Origin of the sequence: Nonomuraea sp. NPDC005983, from assembly GCF_040614375.1 — a bacterium.
In the GTDB taxonomy this organism is placed as follows: domain Bacteria; phylum Actinomycetota; class Actinomycetes; order Streptosporangiales; family Streptosporangiaceae; genus Nonomuraea.
On sequence record NZ_JBEXUP010000014.1, the window covers coordinates 25,352 to 46,561 of the forward strand.

21 protein-coding genes are annotated in these 21,210 nt (G+C 72.1%); 10 read left to right on the forward strand and 11 right to left on the reverse strand.

Annotation, left to right across the window (positions count from 1 at the left end; translation table 11 throughout):
* Nucleotides 1–10 precede the first annotated feature (10 nt).
* Genes ABZ297_RS09505 through ABZ297_RS09525 form a run of 5 tightly spaced genes read left to right on the forward strand, consistent with a single transcriptional unit; the run spans nucleotide 11 to nucleotide 4,302 of the window.
* The gene (locus ABZ297_RS09505; RefSeq protein WP_355342046.1) at nucleotides 11–1,786 is read left to right on the forward strand and encodes an alpha/beta fold hydrolase; all 1,776 of its coding nucleotides are present in this window, start codon (nucleotides 11–13) and stop codon (nucleotides 1,784–1,786) included.
* Nucleotides 1,783–2,703 (forward strand): DUF418 domain-containing protein, encoded by a 921-nt coding sequence (locus ABZ297_RS09510; protein ID WP_355342049.1) that lies wholly within the window; start codon nucleotides 1,783–1,785, stop codon nucleotides 2,701–2,703. Before ABZ297_RS09505 ends, ABZ297_RS09510 begins: the two co-directional genes overlap by 4 nt.
* On the forward strand, nucleotides 2,663–3,454 hold the full coding sequence (locus tag ABZ297_RS09515) for a carbon-nitrogen hydrolase family protein (RefSeq protein ID WP_355342052.1): 792 nt from the start codon (nucleotides 2,663–2,665) through the stop codon (nucleotides 3,452–3,454). Before ABZ297_RS09510 ends, ABZ297_RS09515 begins: the two co-directional genes overlap by 41 nt.
* Nucleotides 3,455–3,463: 9 nt before the next feature.
* Nucleotides 3,464–3,907, forward strand: coding sequence for a hypothetical protein (locus ABZ297_RS09520; protein WP_355342055.1), 444 nt, complete (start codon nucleotides 3,464–3,466; stop codon nucleotides 3,905–3,907).
* The gene (locus tag ABZ297_RS09525; protein WP_355342058.1) at nucleotides 3,907–4,302 is read left to right on the forward strand and encodes a hypothetical protein; all 396 of its coding nucleotides are present in this window, start codon (nucleotides 3,907–3,909) and stop codon (nucleotides 4,300–4,302) included. Before ABZ297_RS09520 ends, ABZ297_RS09525 begins: the two co-directional genes overlap by 1 nt.
* A gap of 7 nt (nucleotides 4,303–4,309) precedes the next feature.
* On the opposite strand, the gene ABZ297_RS09530 is transcribed toward ABZ297_RS09525, so the two are convergent.
* Both ABZ297_RS09530 and ABZ297_RS09535 read right to left on the reverse strand, forming a co-directional pair.
* On the reverse strand, nucleotides 4,310–5,800 hold the full coding sequence (locus ABZ297_RS09530) for a carboxyl transferase domain-containing protein (protein WP_355342061.1): 1,491 nt from the start codon (nucleotides 5,798–5,800) through the stop codon (nucleotides 4,310–4,312).
* Between the two features lie 70 nt (nucleotides 5,801–5,870).
* Nucleotides 5,871–7,028, reverse strand: coding sequence for a CoA transferase (locus tag ABZ297_RS09535; RefSeq protein ID WP_355342064.1), 1,158 nt, complete (start codon nucleotides 7,026–7,028; stop codon nucleotides 5,871–5,873).
* A 77-nt stretch (nucleotides 7,029–7,105) separates the two neighbouring features.
* Between ABZ297_RS09535 and ABZ297_RS09540 the strand changes: the two genes are divergently transcribed.
* Entirely contained in the window at nucleotides 7,106–7,639 is a 534-nt protein-coding gene (locus ABZ297_RS09540; RefSeq protein WP_355342067.1) for an AAA family ATPase, read from the forward strand.
* 44 nt (nucleotides 7,640–7,683) lie between these two features.
* Here ABZ297_RS09540 and ABZ297_RS09545 read toward each other — a convergent pair whose 3' ends face one another.
* Genes ABZ297_RS09545 through ABZ297_RS09560 form a run of 4 tightly spaced genes read right to left on the reverse strand, consistent with a single transcriptional unit; the run spans nucleotide 7,684 to nucleotide 10,678 of the window.
* A complete protein-coding gene (locus ABZ297_RS09545; protein ID WP_355342070.1) occupies nucleotides 7,684–8,046 on the reverse strand; it encodes a histidine phosphatase family protein in 363 nt (120 codons plus the stop codon).
* Nucleotides 8,047–8,100: 54 nt separating this feature from the next.
* Nucleotides 8,101–9,264, reverse strand: a complete 1,164-nt coding sequence (locus ABZ297_RS09550) for a DegT/DnrJ/EryC1/StrS family aminotransferase (RefSeq protein WP_355342073.1) — start codon at nucleotides 9,262–9,264, stop codon at nucleotides 8,101–8,103.
* Complete coding sequence (locus tag ABZ297_RS09555; RefSeq protein ID WP_355342076.1) at nucleotides 9,261–9,983, reverse strand: amidohydrolase family protein; 723 nt, start codon at nucleotides 9,981–9,983, stop codon at nucleotides 9,261–9,263. Before ABZ297_RS09555 ends, ABZ297_RS09550 begins: the two co-directional genes overlap by 4 nt.
* On the reverse strand, nucleotides 9,980–10,678 hold the full coding sequence (locus ABZ297_RS09560; RefSeq protein WP_355342079.1) for an amidohydrolase family protein: 699 nt from the start codon (nucleotides 10,676–10,678) through the stop codon (nucleotides 9,980–9,982). The genes ABZ297_RS09555 and ABZ297_RS09560 overlap by 4 nt, the downstream gene beginning before the upstream one ends.
* Before the next feature lie 117 nt (nucleotides 10,679–10,795).
* Between ABZ297_RS09560 and ABZ297_RS09565 the strand changes: the two genes are divergently transcribed.
* The 3 genes from ABZ297_RS09565 (at nucleotide 10,796) to ABZ297_RS09575 (ending at nucleotide 14,295) form a co-directional block, all read left to right on the forward strand.
* Complete coding sequence (locus tag ABZ297_RS09565) at nucleotides 10,796–11,566, forward strand: amidohydrolase family protein (protein WP_355342082.1); 771 nt, start codon at nucleotides 10,796–10,798, stop codon at nucleotides 11,564–11,566.
* Nucleotides 11,563–12,279, forward strand: coding sequence for an amidohydrolase family protein (locus ABZ297_RS09570; RefSeq protein ID WP_355342085.1), 717 nt, complete (start codon nucleotides 11,563–11,565; stop codon nucleotides 12,277–12,279). Before ABZ297_RS09565 ends, ABZ297_RS09570 begins: the two co-directional genes overlap by 4 nt.
* 69 nt (nucleotides 12,280–12,348) lie before the next feature.
* Complete coding sequence (locus ABZ297_RS09575; protein WP_355342088.1) at nucleotides 12,349–14,295, forward strand: hypothetical protein; 1,947 nt, start codon at nucleotides 12,349–12,351, stop codon at nucleotides 14,293–14,295.
* 31 nt (nucleotides 14,296–14,326) lie between these two features.
* Here ABZ297_RS09575 and ABZ297_RS09580 read toward each other — a convergent pair whose 3' ends face one another.
* The 5 genes from ABZ297_RS09580 to ABZ297_RS09600 all read right to left on the reverse strand — a co-directional run bounded on the left by ABZ297_RS09580 (nucleotide 14,327) and on the right by ABZ297_RS09600 (nucleotide 19,890).
* On the reverse strand, nucleotides 14,327–15,325 hold the full coding sequence (locus ABZ297_RS09580) for a dihydrodipicolinate synthase family protein (protein ID WP_355342091.1): 999 nt from the start codon (nucleotides 15,323–15,325) through the stop codon (nucleotides 14,327–14,329).
* A 10-nt stretch (nucleotides 15,326–15,335) separates the two neighbouring features.
* A complete protein-coding gene (locus ABZ297_RS09585) occupies nucleotides 15,336–16,217 on the reverse strand; it encodes a carbohydrate ABC transporter permease (RefSeq protein WP_355342094.1) in 882 nt (293 codons plus the stop codon).
* Between the two features lie 278 nt (nucleotides 16,218–16,495).
* Nucleotides 16,496–17,362 carry a sugar ABC transporter permease gene (locus ABZ297_RS09590; protein WP_355342097.1) on the reverse strand — a complete coding sequence of 289 codons (867 nt, stop codon included), beginning with the start codon at nucleotides 17,360–17,362 and terminating at the stop codon, nucleotides 16,496–16,498.
* Nucleotides 17,363–17,380: 18 nt separating this feature from the next.
* Nucleotides 17,381–18,622, reverse strand: coding sequence for a sugar ABC transporter substrate-binding protein (locus ABZ297_RS09595; RefSeq protein ID WP_355342100.1), 1,242 nt, complete (start codon nucleotides 18,620–18,622; stop codon nucleotides 17,381–17,383).
* An 86-nt stretch (nucleotides 18,623–18,708) separates the two neighbouring features.
* The gene (locus tag ABZ297_RS09600) at nucleotides 18,709–19,890 is read right to left on the reverse strand and encodes a DegT/DnrJ/EryC1/StrS family aminotransferase (RefSeq protein ID WP_355342103.1); all 1,182 of its coding nucleotides are present in this window, start codon (nucleotides 19,888–19,890) and stop codon (nucleotides 18,709–18,711) included.
* A 58-nt stretch (nucleotides 19,891–19,948) separates the two neighbouring features.
* Here ABZ297_RS09600 and ABZ297_RS09605 point away from each other — a divergent pair, with 58 nt between their 5' ends.
* Nucleotides 19,949–21,154, forward strand: coding sequence for a hypothetical protein (locus ABZ297_RS09605; RefSeq protein ID WP_355342106.1), 1,206 nt, complete (start codon nucleotides 19,949–19,951; stop codon nucleotides 21,152–21,154).
* The last annotated feature ends 56 nt before the right edge of the window (nucleotides 21,155–21,210 follow it).

A 21,210-nucleotide genomic window follows, 5' to 3' on the forward strand; every position in this document is an offset into this window, starting at 1 on the left:
TCTCGTCCTCGTGATCTCTCGGGTCCTGCTAGCCCTCGCGCTGAGCCTCACTCCCCCCACCGCCCCGGGCGACGTCGAGAAGCAGCCCTGCCCGGTCGCCATGCCGGAGAGCACCACGTGCGGCTTCCTCGTGGTGCCCGAGCGCAGAGACTCACCCGACAGGAAGATCCGGGTCGGCTACGCCGTCCACGTGTCCACCGCCGAGGACCGCAAGCCCGACCCGGTCGTCTACATGAGCGGCGGCCCTGCCTCGTCGTCGATCCAGCTCACGACGTTCCTCAGCCAGATGTTCCCCGACCGCGACGTGGTGGCGGTCGAGCAGCGCGGCAGCAGGTACTCCAAACCCAGGCTGGGCTGCCCGGAACTGGCCGAGGCGATGCTGGACCGGTTGCGCGGCTCCGGCGACGGCACCGCCGCGGCCGCCGGGGAGTGCCGCCGCCGGCTCGAACTGCAGGGCGTCGACCTGCGCGGCTACACCACCAGGGAGATCGCCGCGGACGTCGTCGCGCTGCGCCAGGCGCTCGGCTACCCGTCCTGGAACCTGTTCGGCGTCAGCTACTCGACGCGGGTCATGCTGGACGTGGCCGCGTCCGACCCCGTCGCGGTGCGCTCGGTGGTGCTCGACTCGTTCCTGCCGGAGAGCGTGAACTGGTACGACGACGCCGAGCGCAACCTGGGCGACACCCTGGCGAGGCTCGGGCTGAAGGACCGCTTCGACGCGGCGGTCGCCAGGCTGAACGCCTCCCCGGCCCGCGTCCCGACCAGGGATCCGCTGCTCAGCTCGGCGTTCACCGCGCGGCTGACCGGCGACGACGTGGCGACGATCATGGCGGAGGCGCTGCACGGGGCGGACGTGATCGCGGTCGCACCGCCGCTGGTCGGCGCGCTGGCGAGCGGGCGCGACGAGGTGCTTCGCCCGCTGGCCGACGCGGTGGGCGACGGGCTGGCCTCGCACGAGTTCGGCCTGTACGAGGCGGTGCAGTGCCAGGACGAGGTCCCGTTCAACACCTTCACCACCAAGTCCCGACTTTTCACCGTCCAAACCGATAAAGCGGTGTGTGACGCCTGGAAGCTCCCCAAATCGGCGGCCGTCAACGCCACGACTCAGGCGCCGGTCCTCGTCGTCGGCGGCCAGTTCGACCCCACGACCCCCGCCAGGACCAGCAAACCCGCGGCCGAGGCCCTGCCCAACGCCCGCTTCGTCGAGTTCGCCGGAACGGGACACGCGGTGTTCCTCGCCAACCCGTGCGGACGCCGGCACATCGCGGCCTTCGTCGCCGCCCCCACCCAATCCGACTCCAGCCCATCCAGCCCCACCCAGTCCGGCCCCACCCAGTCCGGCGCCGCCCGTCCCGCCGCCGACTGCGCGCCCGACAAGGCCACCGTCCACCCCCGGCTGGACCCCGCCGACCTGCACATCACCGGCGCCCCGTACCAGATCTCGCGCTCCCCCTGGCTGGCGGCGCCGTTCGCGCTGTTCGCCCTGGTCTCGCTGGTGCAGCTGGTCGCGGGCGCGCTCAAGGGCAGGGCCGTCACGGCGTTCGCCGGGCTGGCCGGGACGGCGTTCAGCGGCCTGGTCGCCCAGTCGGTCTACGGCCTGGTCAGCCAGAACGAGACCGCGCTCGGCGCCGGCGTGCCCGCCCTGGTGGCGGCGTACACGTGGGTGGCGGCCGGGTCGGCCGCGCTGACGCTGGCAGCGCTCGCGCTCCGACGTCGCGGCCCGCAGTGCGTGGCGACCGTCGTCGCCGCCGGATTCCTCGTATGGTGGTTCGCCTGGTTCCTGTGACACGCATTCGCGAACTCGACGCCCTCCGCGGCTTCGCGGTGGGCGGCATCATGGTGGTCAACACCTGGCAGCACATCCCGCACCAGCCGGCCACCGGCGTCGACTGGGTGATCGACGCCCTCTTCCAGGGCCGCTTCTTCCCGATCTTCTCGGTGCTGTTCGGCATCAGCTTCGTGCTCTTCTGGCGCCGGGCCGGCCGCTGGGTGCTGCTCGGGCGGCTCGCCTGGCTGTTCTGCTTCGGGCTGATCCAGCACACGTTCTACGGGGGTGAGGTGCTCACCGACTACGCCTTCTACGGCACGGCCGTGCTGCTGCCCGTCTCGTTCCTGGCCGGCGGGGTGCCGGTGCTGCTGCTCGGCCTGGCCGCCGTCGGCTGGGCGGTGCTCGTCGGCGGCGGCCCGCTGCTGATCCCGGGGCTGTTCCTGGTCGGCATGGCGCTGATGGAGCTGCGCCCGCCCCGATGGCTGCTGCTGCCGGTGTTCGCGGTGAGCGCGCTCGCCTCCGTGCTGCTGACCGCCGCACACGCCGCCACCGGCGACTGGCAGGTCTACGGCGTCGCCGCGCTGGCCGGGGCCGCCGCCTACGCCACCGGCCTGCTGCTGGTGCTACGCCCCTGGCTCTCGGCCCTGCTCGAACCACTCGGACGGATGGCGCTCACCAACTACGTCTCCGGCACCCTGATCATCTTCCTGACCACCCCGTGGCTGAAGAGCGACCCCACCCGCTGGTCCGTCGTCGTCGTGGCGACGACCACCGTGGCCGCGCAGATCCTCTTCAGCAGGTGGTGGCTGGCGAGATTCCGGTACGGTCCACTCGAATGGATTTGGCGGCGCCTGACCTGGTTTCGACCGGTGCCGAACCGGTTAGAGTCGGGCCGTGACCAGAATCGCCCTCTGCCAGATCCCGGTGTCACCTGACCCCACGGCCAACCTCAAGAGGGCCCGTGAAGCGCTCGCCAGGGCGGAGGACGCCGACCTGGCGATCTTCCCCGAGGCCACGCTGACCCGCTACGGCAGGAACGTCACCGAACTGGCCGAGCCGCTCGACGGCCCGTTCGTCACCGGGCTGGCCGAGGCCGCCCGCCGCCACGGCACCGCCGTGATCGCCGGGGTCTTCGAGCCGGGCGGGAACCGCGTCCACAACACCGCCGTCGCGCTCGACGCGACCGGTGCGGTCAAAGCCGCCTACCGGAAGATCCACCTGTTCGACTCGTTCGGCGCCAAGGAGTCGGAGCTGGTCGCGCCCGGCTCAGAACCCACGGTCGTGGACCTGGCCGGGCTCAGGGTCGGCCTGGTCACCTGCTATGACGTCCGCTTCCCCGAACTGGCCAGGGCGCTGGTCGACCAGGGCGCGGACCTGTTCGCCGTCATCGCCGCCTGGGCCTCCGGGCCGCTCAAGGAGGACCACTGGATCACCCTGGTGCGGGCGAGGGCGCTGGAGAACACCGTGTGGACCGCCGCCGTCGGCCAGGCGCCCAACCCGGCGGAGTCCACCGACGGGTTCGGCGTCGGCCGCAGCATGCTGGTCGACCCGCTGGGAGTGGTCCGCGCCGACCTCGGCACCTCGCCGGGAGTCCAGGTGGTGGAGGTGGACCAGGAGGCGACCGCCGCGGCGCGGGCCAGCCTGCCATGCCTGGAACACCGGGTGCTCGGGGTCAAGCGATCGTAAAGTGGAACAGTGAGCAGAACGCAAATGCAGAAGGTGGTCCCGCCGCGTCTGCTCGTGCCGTACCTGTCGGGCAAACGCAACGTGATCTCCGGCTACGTCTACCGGGTCCAGGACTGCGCGCGCCTGACCACGCCCCGCCAGCTCTACCTCGGCCTCGACCTGTCGTTCGACGGCTCCGAGCTGTTCGCGGAGGTGCCCGAGCTGTACGTCATGCGATGGTACGCCCGCGACATCGACACCTACGCCGTGCCGTACGGGCCGCACATGGGCGGTGACTGGAGCGACGTGCCGCCGTTCGCCGGCAACGGCTTCACCACCTCACGCGAGCACGTCGTGCCGCAGTTCCACACCCAGCCGATGCCGATCCCGGCGGGCGCCGAGATCGTGCACGTCACCGACGAGCGAGAGCGGCCGTTCGCCCGCTACGACGGCCTCACCTGGCGGCCCGCCTGATGAACGATGAGATCACGCCGGTGGCCTCCGGCTTCGTGGCCCGTTACGGCGATCGCACCCTGCCCGCCGCGCTCGGCCCCGACAGCGACCAGGTGGCGCTGTTCAGCGAGGAGGAACTCGACGGGTTCCAGCCCGCGTCCGGCTACTGGCGGCGCGTGGTCGCCCGCGCCGAGGTGGAGTGGCTGGTGCTGGTCCGCACCGTGGCCGCGTTCGGCGGCGAGCCGTGCATCGTCCTGGACGAGGACGAGGACGGCCTGCATATCGCCTACACCGGCCACAGCGGGATGAAGGCGGAGGCGCTCGGCTACTGGCTGGTCGACCACGGCGCCTACGAGGTCGTGGTACCGCGCGAGGAGGTCTTCTCGATCAGGGTGGAGCGGATTCCCGTCCCGTAGTCACCTCCTAGGTGCCCAGCCTGCGGTAGCGGGCCAGGCGGGCCTCGAGGCGGGTCGCCGGGCTCTCCGACAGCAGCCCGGCGATCTCGTACTCCAGCGCCCGCCCCACCCGCTCGCAGAACGCCTCCGGCTCGTAGGCGGCGTCGGGCCGCTCGGGGATGACCCGGTCGACGATGCCGTCGCGGCGCAGGTCGGTGGCGCGGATGCGCTGCGCCTGGGCGATCTCGGGCGCGAAGTCCACGCTGCGGTACAGGATGGCCGAGGCCCCTTCCGGCGGGAGCGGCGACAGCCAGGCGTGCTGCGCGCACAGCACGCGGTCGGCGGGCAGCAGGGCCAGGGCCGCGCCGCCCGCCCCCTCGCCGAGCAGCAGGCAGACCGTCGGCGCGTCGAGCACGACCAGTTCGGCCAGGCAGCGGGCGATCTCGGCGGCCAGCCCGCCCTCCTCGGCCGCCTTCGACAGGTCGGCGCCCGCGGTGTCGATCACGGTGACCAGCGGCAGCCCCAGCTCGGCGGCCAGCCGCATGCCGCGCCTGGCCACGCGCAGCCCGCTGGGGCCCAGCGGCGAGCTGGACCGCTGTCTGCGCCGGTCCTGGCCGAGCACGACGGCGGGGGCGGCGCCGAACCTGGCCAGCGCGAGCAGCAGGCCGGGCTCGTTCTCGCCCTCGCCGCTGCCGTTGAGCGGGGTCACGTCGGCGGCGGCCAGCTTGAGCAGGGTGCGGACCCCCGGCCGGTCGTCGCGGCGGGAGCGGGTGATGGCCTCCCACGCCTCGACGGGCCGCAGGTCCTCCTCGGGCGCCGCCCCGGCGGCGAGACCCGAGGTGTCGGCGCAGAGCACGGCGAGGGCCTTGATCGCGATCTGCCGGGCGTCGTCGGCCGACACCACCGCGTCGACCAGCCCGTGCTGGAACAGGTTCTCCGCCACCTGCACGCCCTCGGGAAACGGATAGCCGTGCAGCGACTCGAACACCCTCGGCCCGAGAAACCCGACGAGCGCGCCCGGCTCGACCGCCGTGACATGGCCGAGCGACCCCCACGACGCGAACACCCCGCCCGTCGTCGGGTGCCGCAGGTACACCACGTACGGCAGGCCCGCCGCGCGGTGCGCCTGCACCGCCGCGGTGATCTTCACCATCTGGACGAACGCCAGCGCGCCCTCCTGCATCCTGGTGCCGCCGGAGGCGGGCGCGGCCAGCAGCGGCAGCCCCTCGCGGGTGGCCCGCTCGGCCGCCGCCACGAACCGCTCCGCCGCCGCCACCCCGATCGACCCGGCCATGAACGAGAACTCGCAGGCCACGATCGCGACCCTGCGCCCGTCGAGCGTGCCCTCGCCCGTGATCATCGACTCGTCGTAACCCGACTTCACCCGGGCCGCGGCCAGCTCGTCGGCGTAGGGGGAACCCGGCTCGGCCGGATCGGCGGGCGGCGCGTCCCACGACTTCCACGACCCCCTGTCGAGGACCGTTTCGATCAGTGTGCGCGCGTCCGGACGGCTCACCATGGCTCCCTAGTGTCAACCAACGATGCAATGTTGACGCACGAGCGCGCCGACCGGTGCCACCAAATCTTGATCACCGCTCCCGCTCTTCGAGCCAGGCCAGCACCGTGTCACCGTCCTGGCCGAGCGCGGGCGGCGGTGTGTGCTCCGCCTGCTCCAGCCCGTCGAAGCGCAGCGGCGGGCCGGGCAGCTCGATGCGGCCGAGCACCGGATGGTCGACCTCGACCACCAGGCCCTGCGAGCGGGTCTGCTCCCAGGAGTAGACCTCGTCGATCGAGCGGATCGCCCCCGCTGGGACCCCCGCCTCGCCCAGCCGGGCCAGCCAGTGGGCGCGGTCGTGAGCGGCCAGGGCCTTCTCCATGTCGGCGATCAGCTCATCCCGGTGTGCGAACCTCTCCCTGTTGGTGGCATATTTCGCCACATCAGGGTCGATATCCAGCAGAGCTGCCACCTTCTTCCACTGGCCCTCGTTCGCGACGGCGATCTGTATCATCCCGTCGGCGCAGTGGAACGCCCCGTAGGGGGCGATCGAGGTGTGGTGGTTGCCGTTGGCGCCCGGCACCTGGCCGCCGACGGTCCAGGCGGTGCCGTGGTAGGAGTGCACGCCGGTGACGGCCGCGAGCAGCGAGGTGCGCACCACCCGCCCCTTGCCGGTGCGCTCACGCTCGTACAGCGCCGAGACCACCCCGTACGCGCCGTGGATGCCCGCGAGCAGGTCGGCGATCGAGGCGCCGACGCGATACGGTTCGTCGCGTGACGGGCCGGTCAGCGACATCAGGCCCGCCTCGCCCTGGGCGATCTGGTCGTAGCCGGGCCGCCCGCCCTCGGGCCCGTCGTGGCCGAACCCGGTGATCGACAGGATGACCAGGCGCGGGTTCAGCTCGTGCAGGCGCTCGACGGAGAAGCCGAGCCTGTCGAGCACGCCGGTGCGGAAGTTCTCGACGAGCACGTCGCTCTGCCGTACCAGGCGCTCGATGAGCCGCTTGCCCTCGGCCGACTTGAGATCGACGGCGATGGACTGCTTGTTCCGGTTGGCCGCCAGGAAATAGGTGGAAATATCGTGATCCGGACCGACGAAGGGCGGCCCCCAGCCGCGAGACTCGTCGCCTCCGTCCGGATGCTCCACTTTGATCACACGCGCGCCCAGGTCACCGAGCATCTGCGCGGCGTGCGGGCCCGCCAGGGCCCGGGACAGGTCGAGCACGACGACGTCGCCGAGGGGTCCGAGCAAAGTCAACCTCCAGCTTGCGTTCGAGGCGAAAGAACATTCTCTCAGCCTCCCTGCCCCCGTCACCTACCCTGGGGTGCGTGCAATCGCCTGTCCGCCGCATCCAGGCTCTCCAACCGTCGTGCGGCCCGGTGCGCCTGGTCGCCGTGGACGGCCCCGCCGGGTCCGGCAAGACCACGCTGGCCACCAAGCTGGCGGCCGAGCTGGGCTGCCAGGTGATCCACAGCGACGACTTCCCCATCCCCTGGGACGAAGGCCCCGACGCCTGGTTCCACGCCCTCGACGAGCAGGTGCTCCGCCCCCTCCAGCAGGGCAGGCCCGGCGCGTTCCGCCGCTACGACTGGCACCGCGCCGAGTACGCCGAGCTGGTCACCGTCCCGCCCGCTCCCGTCCTGATCATCGAGGGCGTCGGCACGGCCCGCAGGTCCATCGCCCACCTGCTGGCCTTCACGATCTGGCTGGAGGCGCCCGAAGAGGTGCGGCTGCGACGGGTGCTCGACCGCGACGGCCCCGAGCTCGAACCCCGGTGGCGGGTCTGGATGGAGGCGGAGCAGGCCTGGTTCGCCGCGGACGGCACACGCGCCCGCGCCGACGTCCGCGAGCTCGGCTGCTGACACCCGCGCACGCGCCTCGCACGTGGAGGCGGGCGTGGCGGGGGTCAGCGCAGGTGGGTGGTGTCGTTGAAGGACAGCAGTTCCAGGCGGCCGTCCACCGCGTGCCAGGTGGAGACGGAGGCGTTGCCGATGGGGGCGTACGCGTCGATCGCCGGCAGGTCCGCGTCGGGGGTCTCCGCGATGACGTGCCGGAGGATCAGCACCACCGCGTCGTGCGCGACGATCAGGACGCGGCGGCCGTCCGACTGCCCGCGCAGCGCCTCCAGGAAGGCGCGCAGGCGGCCGGCCACGTCGCCGAACGACTCGCCGCCCGGCGGCCGGTAGCCGTACTCGCCCTCGGCCCGCAACCGCGCCAGCTCCTCCGGATGGCGCTGCGCGATCGCCGCCTCGTTGTAGGGGCTGAGCACGCCCCACTCGCGACCTTTCGCGGGGCCGTCAGCCAGGCGCCTTTACAAAGTAGATCAATGAGACAGCACCTTAGCGAGGGCCTCGGCCACCTGCGTGGCCGCGCCGGGGTCGGCCATGAGCATCGGCTGGCGCACCCAGACCACCGTTCTGGACGCCTCCTCCGCCGCCGGGCACGGCTCGGCCCTGGCGCCCTCCCCCGTCAGGGCGGCCAGCGTGCCGAGCGGCGGGTACCCGGCGTCGAGCGGGACGCCTTCCGCCTCCATGGCGGCCAGCAGGAACTCCCGGTCCACGGGTGACCCGACGGTCTCGACGCGCAGCATGAGCAGGTGCCGCGAGTCGCGGGTGGTGCCGGGCGGGCGTGGCACCACGCTCACCGGCAGCCCCGACAACTCGCGTTCCAGCGCGGCGCAGAAGGCGTTCCTGCGGTCGATCTCGTCGTCGAGCCGGTCCAGCCAGGGCAGCACGAGCGCGGCCTGGAGCTCGGTGAGCCGCAGGTTCCAGCCGACGGACGGGTGGCCGTACCACTCGCCGCCCGGCCTGCGCCCGACGTTGCACACCGACCAGATCTCCGCGTACGCCGTCTCGTCCCGGCAGACGATCAGGCCGCCCTCCCCCGCCGTCATCGCCTTGCTCGCCTGGAAGCTGAACACCCCCGCCTCGCCCAGCCCGCCCACCGGACGGCCGCGGTAGGCGGCGCCGTGCGCCTGCGCGGCGTCCTCCACCACGAGCAGGCCGTGGCGGGCGGCGAGCGCGACGAGCGGGTCCATGTCGGCCGGGCTGCCCGCGAGGTGGACGGGCATGACGGCGGCGGTCCTGCCGGTCAGCGCGGCGGCGACCGCCTCCGGCGACAGGTGCAGGTCGGCGGGGTCCACGTCCACGATGACGGGGGTGGCGCCCGTGAGCAGGACGGCGGTGGCGGAGGCGACGAACGTGTAGGCCGGGACGATCACCTCGTCGCCCTCCCCCACGCCCAGCCCGCGCAGCGCCGCGAACAGCCCCAGCGTCGCGTTCCCGACCGCCACCCCGTGCGGGACCCCGGCCCTGCGGGCGAACTCCGCCACCAGCTGCGCGACCACCGCGCCGCCCTGGGTGGCGCCCCACAGCCCGCTCTCCAGCACCTCGGTGACCAGCTTGCGCTGTCCGCGGTCGAGCGGCGGCGGCCAGGACGGCCAGGGGGCGGTGCGGACCGGGGTGCCGCCGTGGAGGGCGAGTGTCACGGGACGGGGCCTTTCAGGATGCGGGCCAGGTTGCCGCCCAGGATGGCGGCGCGCTCCGCTGGGTCGAGCGGGGCGAGCGCGACACGGCCGAGGCCGGTCCGCAGGTCGAGGAAGCAGGCGTCCGAGCCGAACACGACGCGTTCGGCGCCGGCCAGCGCGGCGAGCCGGGCTATCCAGCGGCCCGTCATCTTCGAGCCGCACACCTCCAGGAACACGTTCGGGTGGCGGGCGACCAGGCGGGCGGCGCGGGCGAAGCCGTGCTGCCACAGGCCGGTGTGCCCCATCAGCAGCGGCACGTCCGGGTGGCGGGCGGCGACGGCGGCGAACCGCTCAGGGTCGCTCCACGGCGAACCGGTCTGCCCATGGGCGAGGACGGGCAGGCCGAGCCGCCAGACGGGCTCGTACAGGGGGTCGTCCAGGGGGCACTGGTGGACGTCCGGGTGCAGCTTGACGCCCCACACGCCGTCCTGGACGAGCGGGGTGCGGTGGTGCGGGTTGTAGACCTGCCAGACGCCGAACCTGCCGGGGAAGCGGCGGGCGACGTCCATGGCCAGCTCGTTGCCCCTGACCGCGTCGGGGCCGACGGCGAGCAGGTGGCTGATGCCCATCGCGGTCACGCCGAGCGCGTCCATGGTGGCCAGCAGGCCTTCCGCGGTGGGGTCTGGAATGAGGAAGTCGGGCCACGGGCCGACGTGGCCGTGCGCGTCGAGGACGGTCACCACAGCCTCCCCAGGGACCCCGAGGCGATCAGGTCGACCTCGTCCGGTGCGAGGTCGAGGTGGTCGAGCAGGAAACGCGGGCCGCAGTCGTCCATGACGGGGGCGCCGGTGCCGAACACCAACCGCCCGGCGCCGAACCGCTCGGCCAGCCACTCGACGCCGCGCTGGGTGTTCACGGTGCCGATCTCCACCCAGACGTCCGGGGCTTCCGACAGCAGCTCGGCCAGCTCGCGCAGCCTGCGGTAGCCCGGGTTGAGCAGCAGGACGCGCTGGCCGGGGAGCCGGTCGGAGAGGGCGCGGAGCTGGGCGGGCGAGGTCTCGTCCAGGTCGACGGCGATCGGCAGGCCGAGCTCCGACAGCCAGCGCAGCGCGACGGGGCCGGTCAGGTCGAAGCGGTGACGTTCCGGGCAGAGCCGCACCATGCGTACTCCCCACTCGAGCACCTCGCCCGGCTCCGACGGCTCGGACGTCCCCGGCACTCCCGGCACCACGACGGGCACCGGCACCAGCCGGGGGTCGTCCAGTTCGAGTAGGGCCCGGTTGCCCGCCGCCGGGTCGGAGTGGAGGCTCAGCGTGTGGGTGACGCAGGCCTGGTCGATGCCGAGGCGGGCCATCTCGGGTCGCGGGTCCTCCGGCAGGTCGTCGAACGGCACCGGGCCGACCAGGCGGTGGGCGTCGATGACAAGTTTCGGCACAGACCGTAATTTATTGCGCTCCGGAGCGGGAGGTCAAGGGTGAAGTGGGCTCGCTTCTCGGTTTAGGGCTAGACCGTAACTCTCTCAGCGCCGGTCTTCAATGGCATGATGTCCCGCATGGCGATTAGGGATGGGGCCGCTACCCCCTTCGACGCGTGGAACCTGATCGGCGAGCTGGAGGTGGCGCTGGACGTCGACGTCCTGGTCGGCGCCTACCCCGACCGCGACGGCCCGCCCGGCACCCCCGACGCGGTCCTCGGCACGCTGGCGGCGCACCGCATCCGGGCGGGCGCGGTGGCCAGCCTGCGCGCCGCCCTGTTCGACACCCGCTCGGGCAACGACGAGACCCTCGCCCTGACGTCCGGCGCCGCGTCGCCGTTCGTCCCCGTCGGGGCCGTGGACCTGCGGGACGCCCTCGGGGCGGCGCGCGAGGTCGAGCGGCTCGCCGCGTCGGGCGTCAGAGCGATCAGGCTCTTCCCGGACGAGCAGGGCGTCGAGGCCGGATTCCCCTCGGTCAGACATGTCGCCCGCCGGGCCGCGCAGCACGGCCTGACGATCCTCACCGGGGGGGACGTCCGCAGGTTCTGGCAGCCGCTCGCCGGCCTGGAGGCCACGGTCGTCTTCCTCGACACGCACTTCTACCACCTGGGCGACTTCCTCGTGGCGGCCGCCGACGAGCCGGGCTTCCACACCTCGACCCGCCTGCTCAACTCCCCCGACGCGCTGGAGACCGCGGCCGCCGAGATCGGCGCGGGCCGCCTGCTCTACGGCTCGCGCGCCCCGCACTGCGAACCGCTCGTCCCCCTGCTGCGGCTCGCCACCAGCGGCCTGAAGGCCGACGAGGTGGCGGCGGTGGCCGGCGGCAACGCCAGGAGGCTCCTGTCATGATCATCGACGTGCACGCCCACTGGGGCCCGTGGTTCTTCACCATGGACGTCGCCGAGGCCAACCTCGCCACCATGGACCGCTACGGCATCGACCGGGCCATCGTCTCGGCCACCGAGGCCGTCATCTACGACGCGGGAGCGGGCAACCGCGCCCTCGCCGAACGGCTCGACGGCCAGGACCGGCTGCTCGGCTACGTCACGGTCAACCCGCGCAGGCTGGACCAGGCCGCCAGAGACCTGGACGAGCTGCTCCCCTCGGGCCGTTTCGTCGGCGTCAAGATCCACACGGACTACACGGCCTCGCCGGTCACCTCGCCGCAGACGCGCGACGCCCTGGCCCTCGTCGCCTCGACGGGCCTTCCCGCGCTGGTGCACACCTGGGGGACCTCGGTCCTCGACCTGGCCCGGCTGTGCCTGGACACCCCCGGCCTGAGGGTGATCGCCGGGCACATGGGCGCCGACGGGTTCAGGCACGCGATCGAGGCGGCGAACGCCTGCGACCGCCTCTACCTCGAACCGTGCTGGTCCCACGCGCCCGCCGGGCGCATCGCCGAGGTGGTGGCGGCCGTGGACGGGCGGCGGCTGCTGTTCGGCACCGACGCCACGCTGATCGACCCGTCGTCGGCCTTCGGCGCGGTCGCGGCGGCGGGGCTCACCGGGGAGGCCGCCGAGCGGGTCGCCTGGCGGAACGCCGCCGAGCTGTTCCGGATCTAGACATTACGGACCTAGACATTACGGCCCAGCCCGTTATAGCGTGCGGCGAACCTCACCAGGGAGTTGCCCATGATCCCCCGCCGACGTTTCCTCCAGGTGGCCGCCGCCGCCTCCCTCCCCACCCTCGCCCCCCTCCCCGCCCTGCCGGCGCGAGCCGCGACGGAGCCGCGCGAGGGCGACCTCACGGACCTGGGGCCCGCGAGCGTCGCCAGCCCGCTCGGCAACGGCGAGTTCGTCGGCGGCGTCCTGTACGCGGGGTCGCGCGGGCTGTCGCCGAACGTCGTCGGCGCCTACGACCTCGCCAAGGACACGGTCACCGCGCACTTCGACATCCCCACCGGCGTCGGCATCTGGGCCATGTGCAAGGTCGGCACCGACGTCTACGTGGGCACCCACGCCAGGTCCGACCTGTACAGGCTCGACACCGTCGCGGGAACGGTCACGAAGGTCGCCGAGTACCCCGACCACTACATCTGGACGATGGCCTCCTCCCCCGACGGCAAGGTCTACATGGGGACGTCAGAACCGGGGCGCGTGTGGGAGTACGACCCGGCCACCGGCCAGAGCCGGGACCTGGGCCAGCCCGCGCCCGGCGAGGCGTACGTCCGCAGCATCCAGGCCGACGACAGGTACGTCTACGCGGGCATCGGCTCCCACGCCCACCTCGTCGCGATCGACAGGGCCACCGGCGAGAAGCGCGACCTGCTGCCCGCCGAACTGGCGAACCGCGACTGGGTGTCGAGCATGGCGATGTCCGACACCCATCTCGCCGGAGGCATGAACTCCCTGGCCGAGCTGGTCATCCTGGAGAAGGCGAACCCGTCGAACCACCTGGTCGTCAAGGCGAGCGCCCCGGGCGAGAAGTACGTCGTCGCGGTCCTCATCCACGACGGGTACGTCTACTTCGCCGGACGCCCCTCGGGCACCTTCTACCGCTGCGAGCTGGCCACCGGGAAGCTCGAGGTGCTCGGCGTCCCGTACTTCGAGGCGCTCACCCACCGGCTGCTGGCGCACGAGGGGCGCGTCTACGGCATCCAGGACAGCGCCGTCTTCGTCTACGACCCAGCGACCGGGGCGCTGGAGTACCGCAATCTCGTCCAGCGCGGGTTCAAGGCCGCGCCGGAGGAGCCGATGTCCGTCCACAGCGACGGGCGGCGCGTGTACGTCGGCGGCAAAGGCGGCGCCGACGTACACGACCTGGCCACCGGCAAGGTCACCAGGCTCGGCATCGCGGGCGAGCCGAAGACCCTGCTCACCGTCGGCGACACCACCTACCTCGGCGTCTACACGCAGGCGGCCCTGTACGCGCATCACGCGGGCGAGGCCGAGGCGCGGCTGCTCGCTCGCACGGGGAACCAGCAGGACCGCCCCCGCGACCTCGCCTACGACGCCAAGACCGGCCTGGTCGTGATGCCGACCCAGCCGGAACCCGGCCACATGAACGGCGCGCTGTCGCTCTACTCCCCGCGAACCGGCAGGTACGAGACCTACCGGCCGGTCGTCGAGCGGCAGACCGTCTACTCGGTGGTGGCCCGGCACGGCACCGCCTACCTCGGCACCCTCATCCAGGAGGGGCTCGGCCTGCCGCCGGTCACCACGACCGCCCGCCTGGCGGCCTTCGACCTGGTCGGCAGGAAGCTGCTCTGGCAGGTCGAGCCCGTCCCCGGCGCGCGCTCGATCACCAGCCTGGCGCTGGGCTCCGACTTCGTGTACGGGATGGCGAGCACAGGGGACGTCTTCGAGTTCGACCCGCGCACCAGGAAGGTCACCAGGACGCTCAAGGTCGGCGCGAAGGGCGGCGAGCTGTTCGTGACCGGCCGCGTCGCCTACTGCAGCGACGGCGACCAGGTCTACAAGCTGGACCTCGCCGCCTTCACCGCGAAGACGATCGTCGAGGGCCTGGCGGGGCAGTGGTTCGGCGGCGAGCCGAAGCTCGCGCTGGACCCGTCCGGCAGGGCCCTGTACGGGGTGCGCGGGCGCAACCTGGTGCGCATCGCGATCAGCGGCCACCGCTGAATGCGTCCCCCGCACGCCTCCTGACGCCCTGCTACGCCGGCCGGTGCCGGTCGTCGCGCCGCGCGCCTCCTGGCGGCCGGTGCCCCCGGTGTTCGACACGGGGTTCGACACGGGGTTGGATACGGCGTTCGACGCGGTGTTCGACCACGCCTGCCCGCTCGCCGGCGGGCAGGGCGGGGCCGTAGGGGTCGTGCGCGTGCGTCTCCGGGATCCGGCCCTCCGCCGCCGCCAGCCACAGCATGCGCTGGACGTAGCCCTCCATGGGGGCGGTGAACGTGGCCTGGGCGAGCCTGTCGAGACGGGCGGACGCCTCCTCGAAGGCGCGCAGGTCCGCGCCCCGGTAGGCGGTCATGACCGCCGCGGTCGCCTCGACCGTCGCCGCCGCGATGCCCACGAGCGCCGCCTGCGCCCCCCACAGCAGCGAGGGGCCGAACATGCGGTCCTCGCCGGTGATGGCCAGCCTGCCCGCCTCCCTGGTGAGGGCGATCACCCGCTGGCAGCCCATCGCGTCCGACAGGAGGGCCGTCTTGAGCGCCGCCACGCCGGGGTGCCGGAGGACCTCCCGCATCACGTCCGGCGGGCAGGGGCGCGTGTAGAGGTCGAAGGCGATCATGGGCAGGCGGGCCGCCTGCCACACCTCCTCGTGCACAGCCGCCCTGACGCCGTCCTCGCCGCCGTCCTCACTACCGCCCTCCGGCGGGAACACCAGCACCCCGTGCGCACCCAGCTCGGCGGCGGCTTGCGCCTGCCGCCCGGCCTCGCCCGCGCCGCCGGCGACGCCCACGATCACGGGGACGCCGAGGGCGAGCGCGCGTTCCACCACCATGGCCCGGGTATCGGGAGTCAGGAACGGGCCGCGGCCAGTGTGGGCGAGGACGGCCAGGGCGTCGGCGCCGTCGTCGACCAGGCTCGCGAAGTAGCGGGCGACGACGTCCGCGTCCACCTCGCCCGATTCCGTCATGGGGGTGGCCGCGGCGGCGATGAGGGCGCCGCTCAGCCGGTCACGCAGGGTCTGTGCCGAGATGTCCACATGCGGCAGCCTATTTGAGGCCGGTCATCGCGATGCTGTTGACCAGGTAGCGCTGCAACAGGAAGAACACCAGCAGGCACGGGATGACCGAGACCGCCGCCGAGCTCATCAGGACGGCGAGCTGCGTCTCCTCGGTTCGCAGCGTGGTCAGCCCGACCGTCAGGGTGCGGGTCGCGTCGCTCTGCCCGACGACCAGCGGCCACAGGAAGTCGTTCCAGTGCCACAGGAACACGAACACGCCGAGCGTGGCCAGGATGGGCTTGGTCAGCGGGATCACGATCGTCCAGTAGACGCGCAGCTCGGACGCGCCGTCGACCTTGGCCGCGTCGAACAGCTCGTCCGGCAGGCCCAGGATGAACTGGCGCATCAGGAAGACCGCCTGGGAGTTGGCCAGCGTCGGCACGATCAGCCCCCAGAACGTGTCGACTCCGTCGAGGCTGTTGACCAGCACGAACATCGGGATGAGCGTCGCCTGGAACGGCACCATCATGGTGGCGAGGAACGTCCAGAACATCGCGTCGCGTCCGGGGAAGCGCTTCTTGGCGAAGGCGTAACCGGCCATCGACGAGGTGATCAGGATGATCACCACCGAGACCAGCGCGTACACCAGCGAGTTGATCGTCCACCCCACGAAGCCGGAGGCCGACAGCACCTGGACGAGGTTGTCGAGGGTGAGCGACTCCGGCCACTGGGCCGGCACCGTGGGCTTGCCCGCCGGGGTGAGCGCCACCACCACCATGGCCACGAACGGGCTGACCGTGAGCACCGACAGCACGGCGAGCAGCGCCACGAGCGGCCACCGGCGCCACCGCCGGCGCTTGGGCGCCCGAGGGCGGGCCGCCTTCGCCGTCGCCGTTCCCGCCCGGACGCTGCCGGCTCGCGTGATGGTCATCGAGACTCCTCGAGCGTGGAAACCCCCGTCTTCAGGCTGGGGAGGAAACGCTGTGCAGTGCCGCAGCATTCGGTACTGTGTGTGACGGTGGCGATAACCAAGCTGCCGAAGGAACGGTTTTTGGTGTCCTCGCCGCCGGGCTGGCGGAGAGGTGAAACGCCTGTGGAGCCGGTGTAAGACCTCAAGGTGAGTTCCTCTCTCTGGCGGGCGGTCGGCGGTGAAGCAGGAAGGCTCACGGGTGACCGTGGGACTCCCCCTCCTTCAGGAAGGGGAGGAGGTCAAGTGTTCCCCCGGTCCAGGAAGCGGCGCTGGATCAGCGAGATGACCAGCACGATGGCGAACAGGACCATGCCCCAGGTTGCGGCGTAGCCGAAGTCGAAGGACCTGAAGCCGTTGTGGTAGATGCCGTAGATGAGCAGGTAGGTGCCCCTGGCCGGGCCGCCGCCCGTCATCACGTAGACGGTGTCGAAGGTCTGGAACGCGCTGATCGTCTCGATCACCAGGACGAAGAAGAGCGTCGGCCTGAGCAGCGGCAGCGTGATCCGCCGGAACCGCTGCCAGGCGGACGCGCCGTCGACGCGGGCGGCTTCCAGGTACGAGGCCGGGATCGACTTCAACCCGGCCAGCAGGATCAGCATCGAGTAGCCGAACCCCTTCCACACCGACACCACCGCGATGGCGGGCAGCGCCAGCGAGGCCTGCTCGAGGAAGGCCACCGGCCCGAGGTCCGCCTTGGCCAGCAGACCGTTGATCAGGCCGTCGAAGTCGTAGATCCACCGCCAGATGATGCCGGCGAGCACGAAGCTCGTGACGTACGGGAGGAACAGCATGCCCCGGAACAGGCCGCGCAGGAAGACGACCTGGTTGAGCAGCAGCGCCGTCCCGAGCGAGACCAGCACGGTGAGCGGCACGTAGATCGCCACGTAGACGAGTGTGACGCGCAGGCTGATCCAGAAGTTGACGTCGTCCAGCAGTCTGGCGTAGTTGTCCGCACCGACGAAGTCCCAGTCGCCGCCGATGTTCCAGTTCGTCAGGCTCATGCCTGCCGCGCCGAGCGAGGGGAAGATCCGGAAGACCAGGAACAGGACGAGCACGGGCAGTACGAACAGCAGGCCGGTGACCGGGTCCCGCAAGCGTTGACGCACCAGCGATCCTTTCGTCGCTCAGCCGCCGCTGGACAGCAGCGTGTTGGCCTCCTTGGCCGCCGCGTCGAGCGCCGTCTTCGCGTCCTCCTTGCCGAGCAGGGCGGCCTGGATGTGCGGGCCGATGACGCTCATGACCTGCCGGGCCTTGGGGTGGGCGTCGCCGGGGAAGGCGTACTGGAGGGACTTGGCGAACTCCTTGGCCGCCTCCGACTGGTCGGGCACGCTCACGTCGGTGCGCGCGGGGTAGAAGCCCGACTCCTTCGCCAGCTGCGCGGTGACCTCGGGGGAGGCGAGGAAGGTGGCGACCTTCTTGGCCGCGTCCTTGTTCTCGGTGTGCTTGGCGAGCACGAGCGCGCCCGGGATGCCGAACGCGACCCGTTTCTTGCCTTCCAGCGGCAGGCCGATGCCGACGTTCTCGGCGCCGATCGCGGTGCCGAGCTGGGTGACCTGGAGGGCGGTGGCGGCGTGGTACATCGCGGTCTTGCCGGCGGCGAGCGCACCGCCCTCGATGTCGTTGCGCTTGCTGGCGACGTTGGCGGGCAGGCCGCCCAGCGCCTTGAGGTCGAGCAGGAACTGCAGGCTCTCGACGCCCTCGGGGCCGTTGAAGGCGGCGCTCTTACCGTCGGGGGCGAAGACGCTGCCGCCGTTGGCCCACAGGATCGGGTAGAAGCTCTGGTTGAGGCTGACCTCGGGATCGCCCGGGTAGTCGAGCACGGCCACCTTCTTGGCGGCGAGCTTGGGCGCCGCCTCCTTCAGCTCGGCCAGGGTCTCGGGCACCTTGGTGACGCCCGCCTCGGCGAACAGCTTCTTGTTGTAGATGGGGGCGGTGATCGTCTGGTAGATCGGGACTCCGTAGACCTTGCCGCCGACGGTCAGCGCGGCCAGCGAGTTCGGCAGGTAGGAGGCCTTGGCCGGGGCGACCACCTCGTCCACCGGCTCGATGGTGCCCTGCTGGGCGTACTGGGGGATCTGGTCGGGGCCGAGGACGACGACGTCGAACCCCTTCTTCGAGACCAGCGCGGTCGTCACCTTCTCCTGACGGCCCTCCCAGGGCTGCTGGTCGATCTTGAGGTCGATCGTGGGATTCTTGGCCTCGAAGTCCTTCTCGATCTTGCCCCAGAACGCCAGGCTCTTCGCCTGGTCCGAGATGACGGGGTACATCCACAGGGTGACAGTGGCCTTGTCCGAGCCGCTCGATCCGCACCCAGCGGCTGCGATGCTCAGGGCGACGGCCACGCCGACTGCCGCGTGCTTTCTCATCGGCGGCATCCTTTCAAATAATACCGGTCCTGACCGAAACCTAGTGACAGCTTCTTGCCGGGTCAATCCCCGACTCCGAACCGTGACTACGACAGGTCCCGAAATTTCGTGATCTCCTGGGCTATGTGGGCGACGTGGTCGTCCGTGTAGTTCTCGTTCCAGTCGATGACCAGGAGTGCCTCCGCGACCAGGCGTTCCGCCTCCGGGCAGGGGTTGGGGCGGTAGCCGTCCAGGGGGTAGCGGGACGTCCCGTAGATGGGGACGTCCCAGACCGGGGCGCGGTTCAACGGCTCGTTCAGATATCCGGCCCGCGCCGGAATCCCCGACTCGGCCAGGCGGGCGGCCAGCTCCGGCGCGCCGCCGTCCGGCAGGACGACGGGGAACAGCCACCAGGCGTGCCCCTCCCGCCGGGGCAGGCGCAGGCCCGGGACGCCTTTCAGGGCGTCGAGCAGCCGCTCCGCGGTGCGGCGGCGGGCCGCGACGACGGCGGGCAGCTTGGCCAGTTGCGCCCGCGCGACGGCGCCCTGCAGCTCCGTCATCCGGTAGTTGAGGCCGAAGCTGGCGTGCGACCGCCCGGCGGCCCGGTCCCACCCCTTGTCGGAGAACAGCCGCATCCTGCGGGCCGCCTCATCGTCGTCGGTGACCACGATCCCGCCGTCGCCGCAGGTGATGTGCTTCCACTGCTGCAGGCTGAGACACCCCACGTGCCCGACGGCCCCCGCCAGCCGCCCCGCCGCTGTGGGGAGCGCTGTGGGGAGCGCCGGGGGCAGCTCGGTGAGCCAGGCCTGCGCGCAGTCCTCGATCAGCACCAGGCCGTGCGCGTCGGCCAGGGCGCGCAGCTCGTCCACGCGGGCCGGCGCCCCGAACAGGTGGACCGCCATGATGGCCCTGGTACGCGGCCCGATGAGGGCGGCGACGGCGTCCGGGTCGAGATTGCCGTCGGAGGGGTCCACGTCCGCGAAGACAGGGACGGCGTTCTGCGCCAAGATGGGGGCCACGGTGCCGAAGTCCGTGATCGGCGTCGTGATGATCTCGTCCCCGGGGTCCGGCGCAGCCGCCACCACCGACAGATGGAGGGCTGCGGTGCCCGAGCTGCAGGCGATCGCGTGACGCAGGCCGTACAGGGCGGCCGTCTCGCGTTCGAGCGCCCGCACCTCCGTCCCCCAGACGGAGTTGAGCATGCCCGAGCGGATCACCCGCTCGGCGGCGGCCACCTCCTCGTCGCCGAGGGTACGGCCGTCGGCTTCCGCCATCGACGGGAACTTCACTGGACACCTCACAGGTTATAATTGCGGTCTTGACCGTAATGAGCGAGAGGGAGGCGCGATGGGAATCGTCATCGGGGTCGTCGGCCCGCATGACCTGGTCGACGACGTCGCGGCCACGTGCGAGGAGCAGCCGGGCGTCAGCACGCTCCGCCTCGACTACGACCACGAGTCGCAGGCCCCCGCGATCGTCGACGCGCACGCCTCCGCCGTCGAGGGGTGGCTGTTCACCGGCATCGTGCCGTACATGCTGTCGCGCGACGCGGACGTGCTGTCGCGCCCGGCGGCGTTCGTCGACTACTCGGGCGCGACACTGCTCAGCGCCCTGGTACGCCTCCAGCACGAGGGCCGCGATGTGACCCGCCTGTCGATCGACACGCTCTCGGCCGCCGACGTGCACGCCACGTTCACCGAGGCCGGGCTGCCGACGGAGGAGCTGCGCACGCTCTCCTACCGTCCGGAGATGACGTCCAAGAAGGCCGTCGCCTTCCATCGGCGCGGCCCCGCGCACGCCGTGATCACCTGCCTGAGCTCGGTGCACGAGGCCCTGCGCGACGAGATGCAGGTGCTGCGGCTCGCCCCGTCGGTCCACTCGGTCCGGGTGGCGCTGCGGCAGCTGCTGCTGACCACCGAGGGGCAGGCCCAGGAGGACGCGCAGATCGCGCTCGGCCTGGTCGAGGTGGAGAACGAGGAGGGGCTGCTGCGCGAGGCCACCGCGCTCGGCGGCACGCTGGCGGCCTTCCGCGGCGGCACCCACCTGCTGGTCACCACCCGCGGGCCGCTGCACGACGCCACGGGCGGCTTCACCGGGCTGCCCATGCTGGCGCGGCTGGCGGCGCAGAACCAGGTCGTGCGGGTCGGCTTCGGCCTGGGGCGCAGCGCGGCGGAGGCGGAGAGCCTGGCCCGCCGTGCGCTCGCCCGCGCCCGCCGCATCGGGGACGTCGCCGCGGTGCTGTCGCTGCGGGCCGACACGGACATCGTCCTGGAGTCGGTGACCACCACGCCCGCGGGCGAGCAGAACCTCGCGGTGATCGCCCGGCGCGTCGGGCTCTCGGTGCTCACGCTGGAGAAGCTCCTGGAGGCTCGGGCGGCGGCCGGCGACGAGCCGCTCACGACCCGCGAGATCGCCGACCGCCTGGCGGTCCAGCAGCGCACGGCCCGCCGCATGCTGCACCGCCTGGAGCTGGCGGGGCTCGCCGAGCGCACGGGCAACCTCACCAGCGGCTCCAGCGGCCGGCCGCTGACCCTCTACCGCCTCACCCTCTGACACCCCGCGCCCGCCTCCGTGCGCCGCCCCGCGCGAGGCGGGGGCGGACGGCCCGG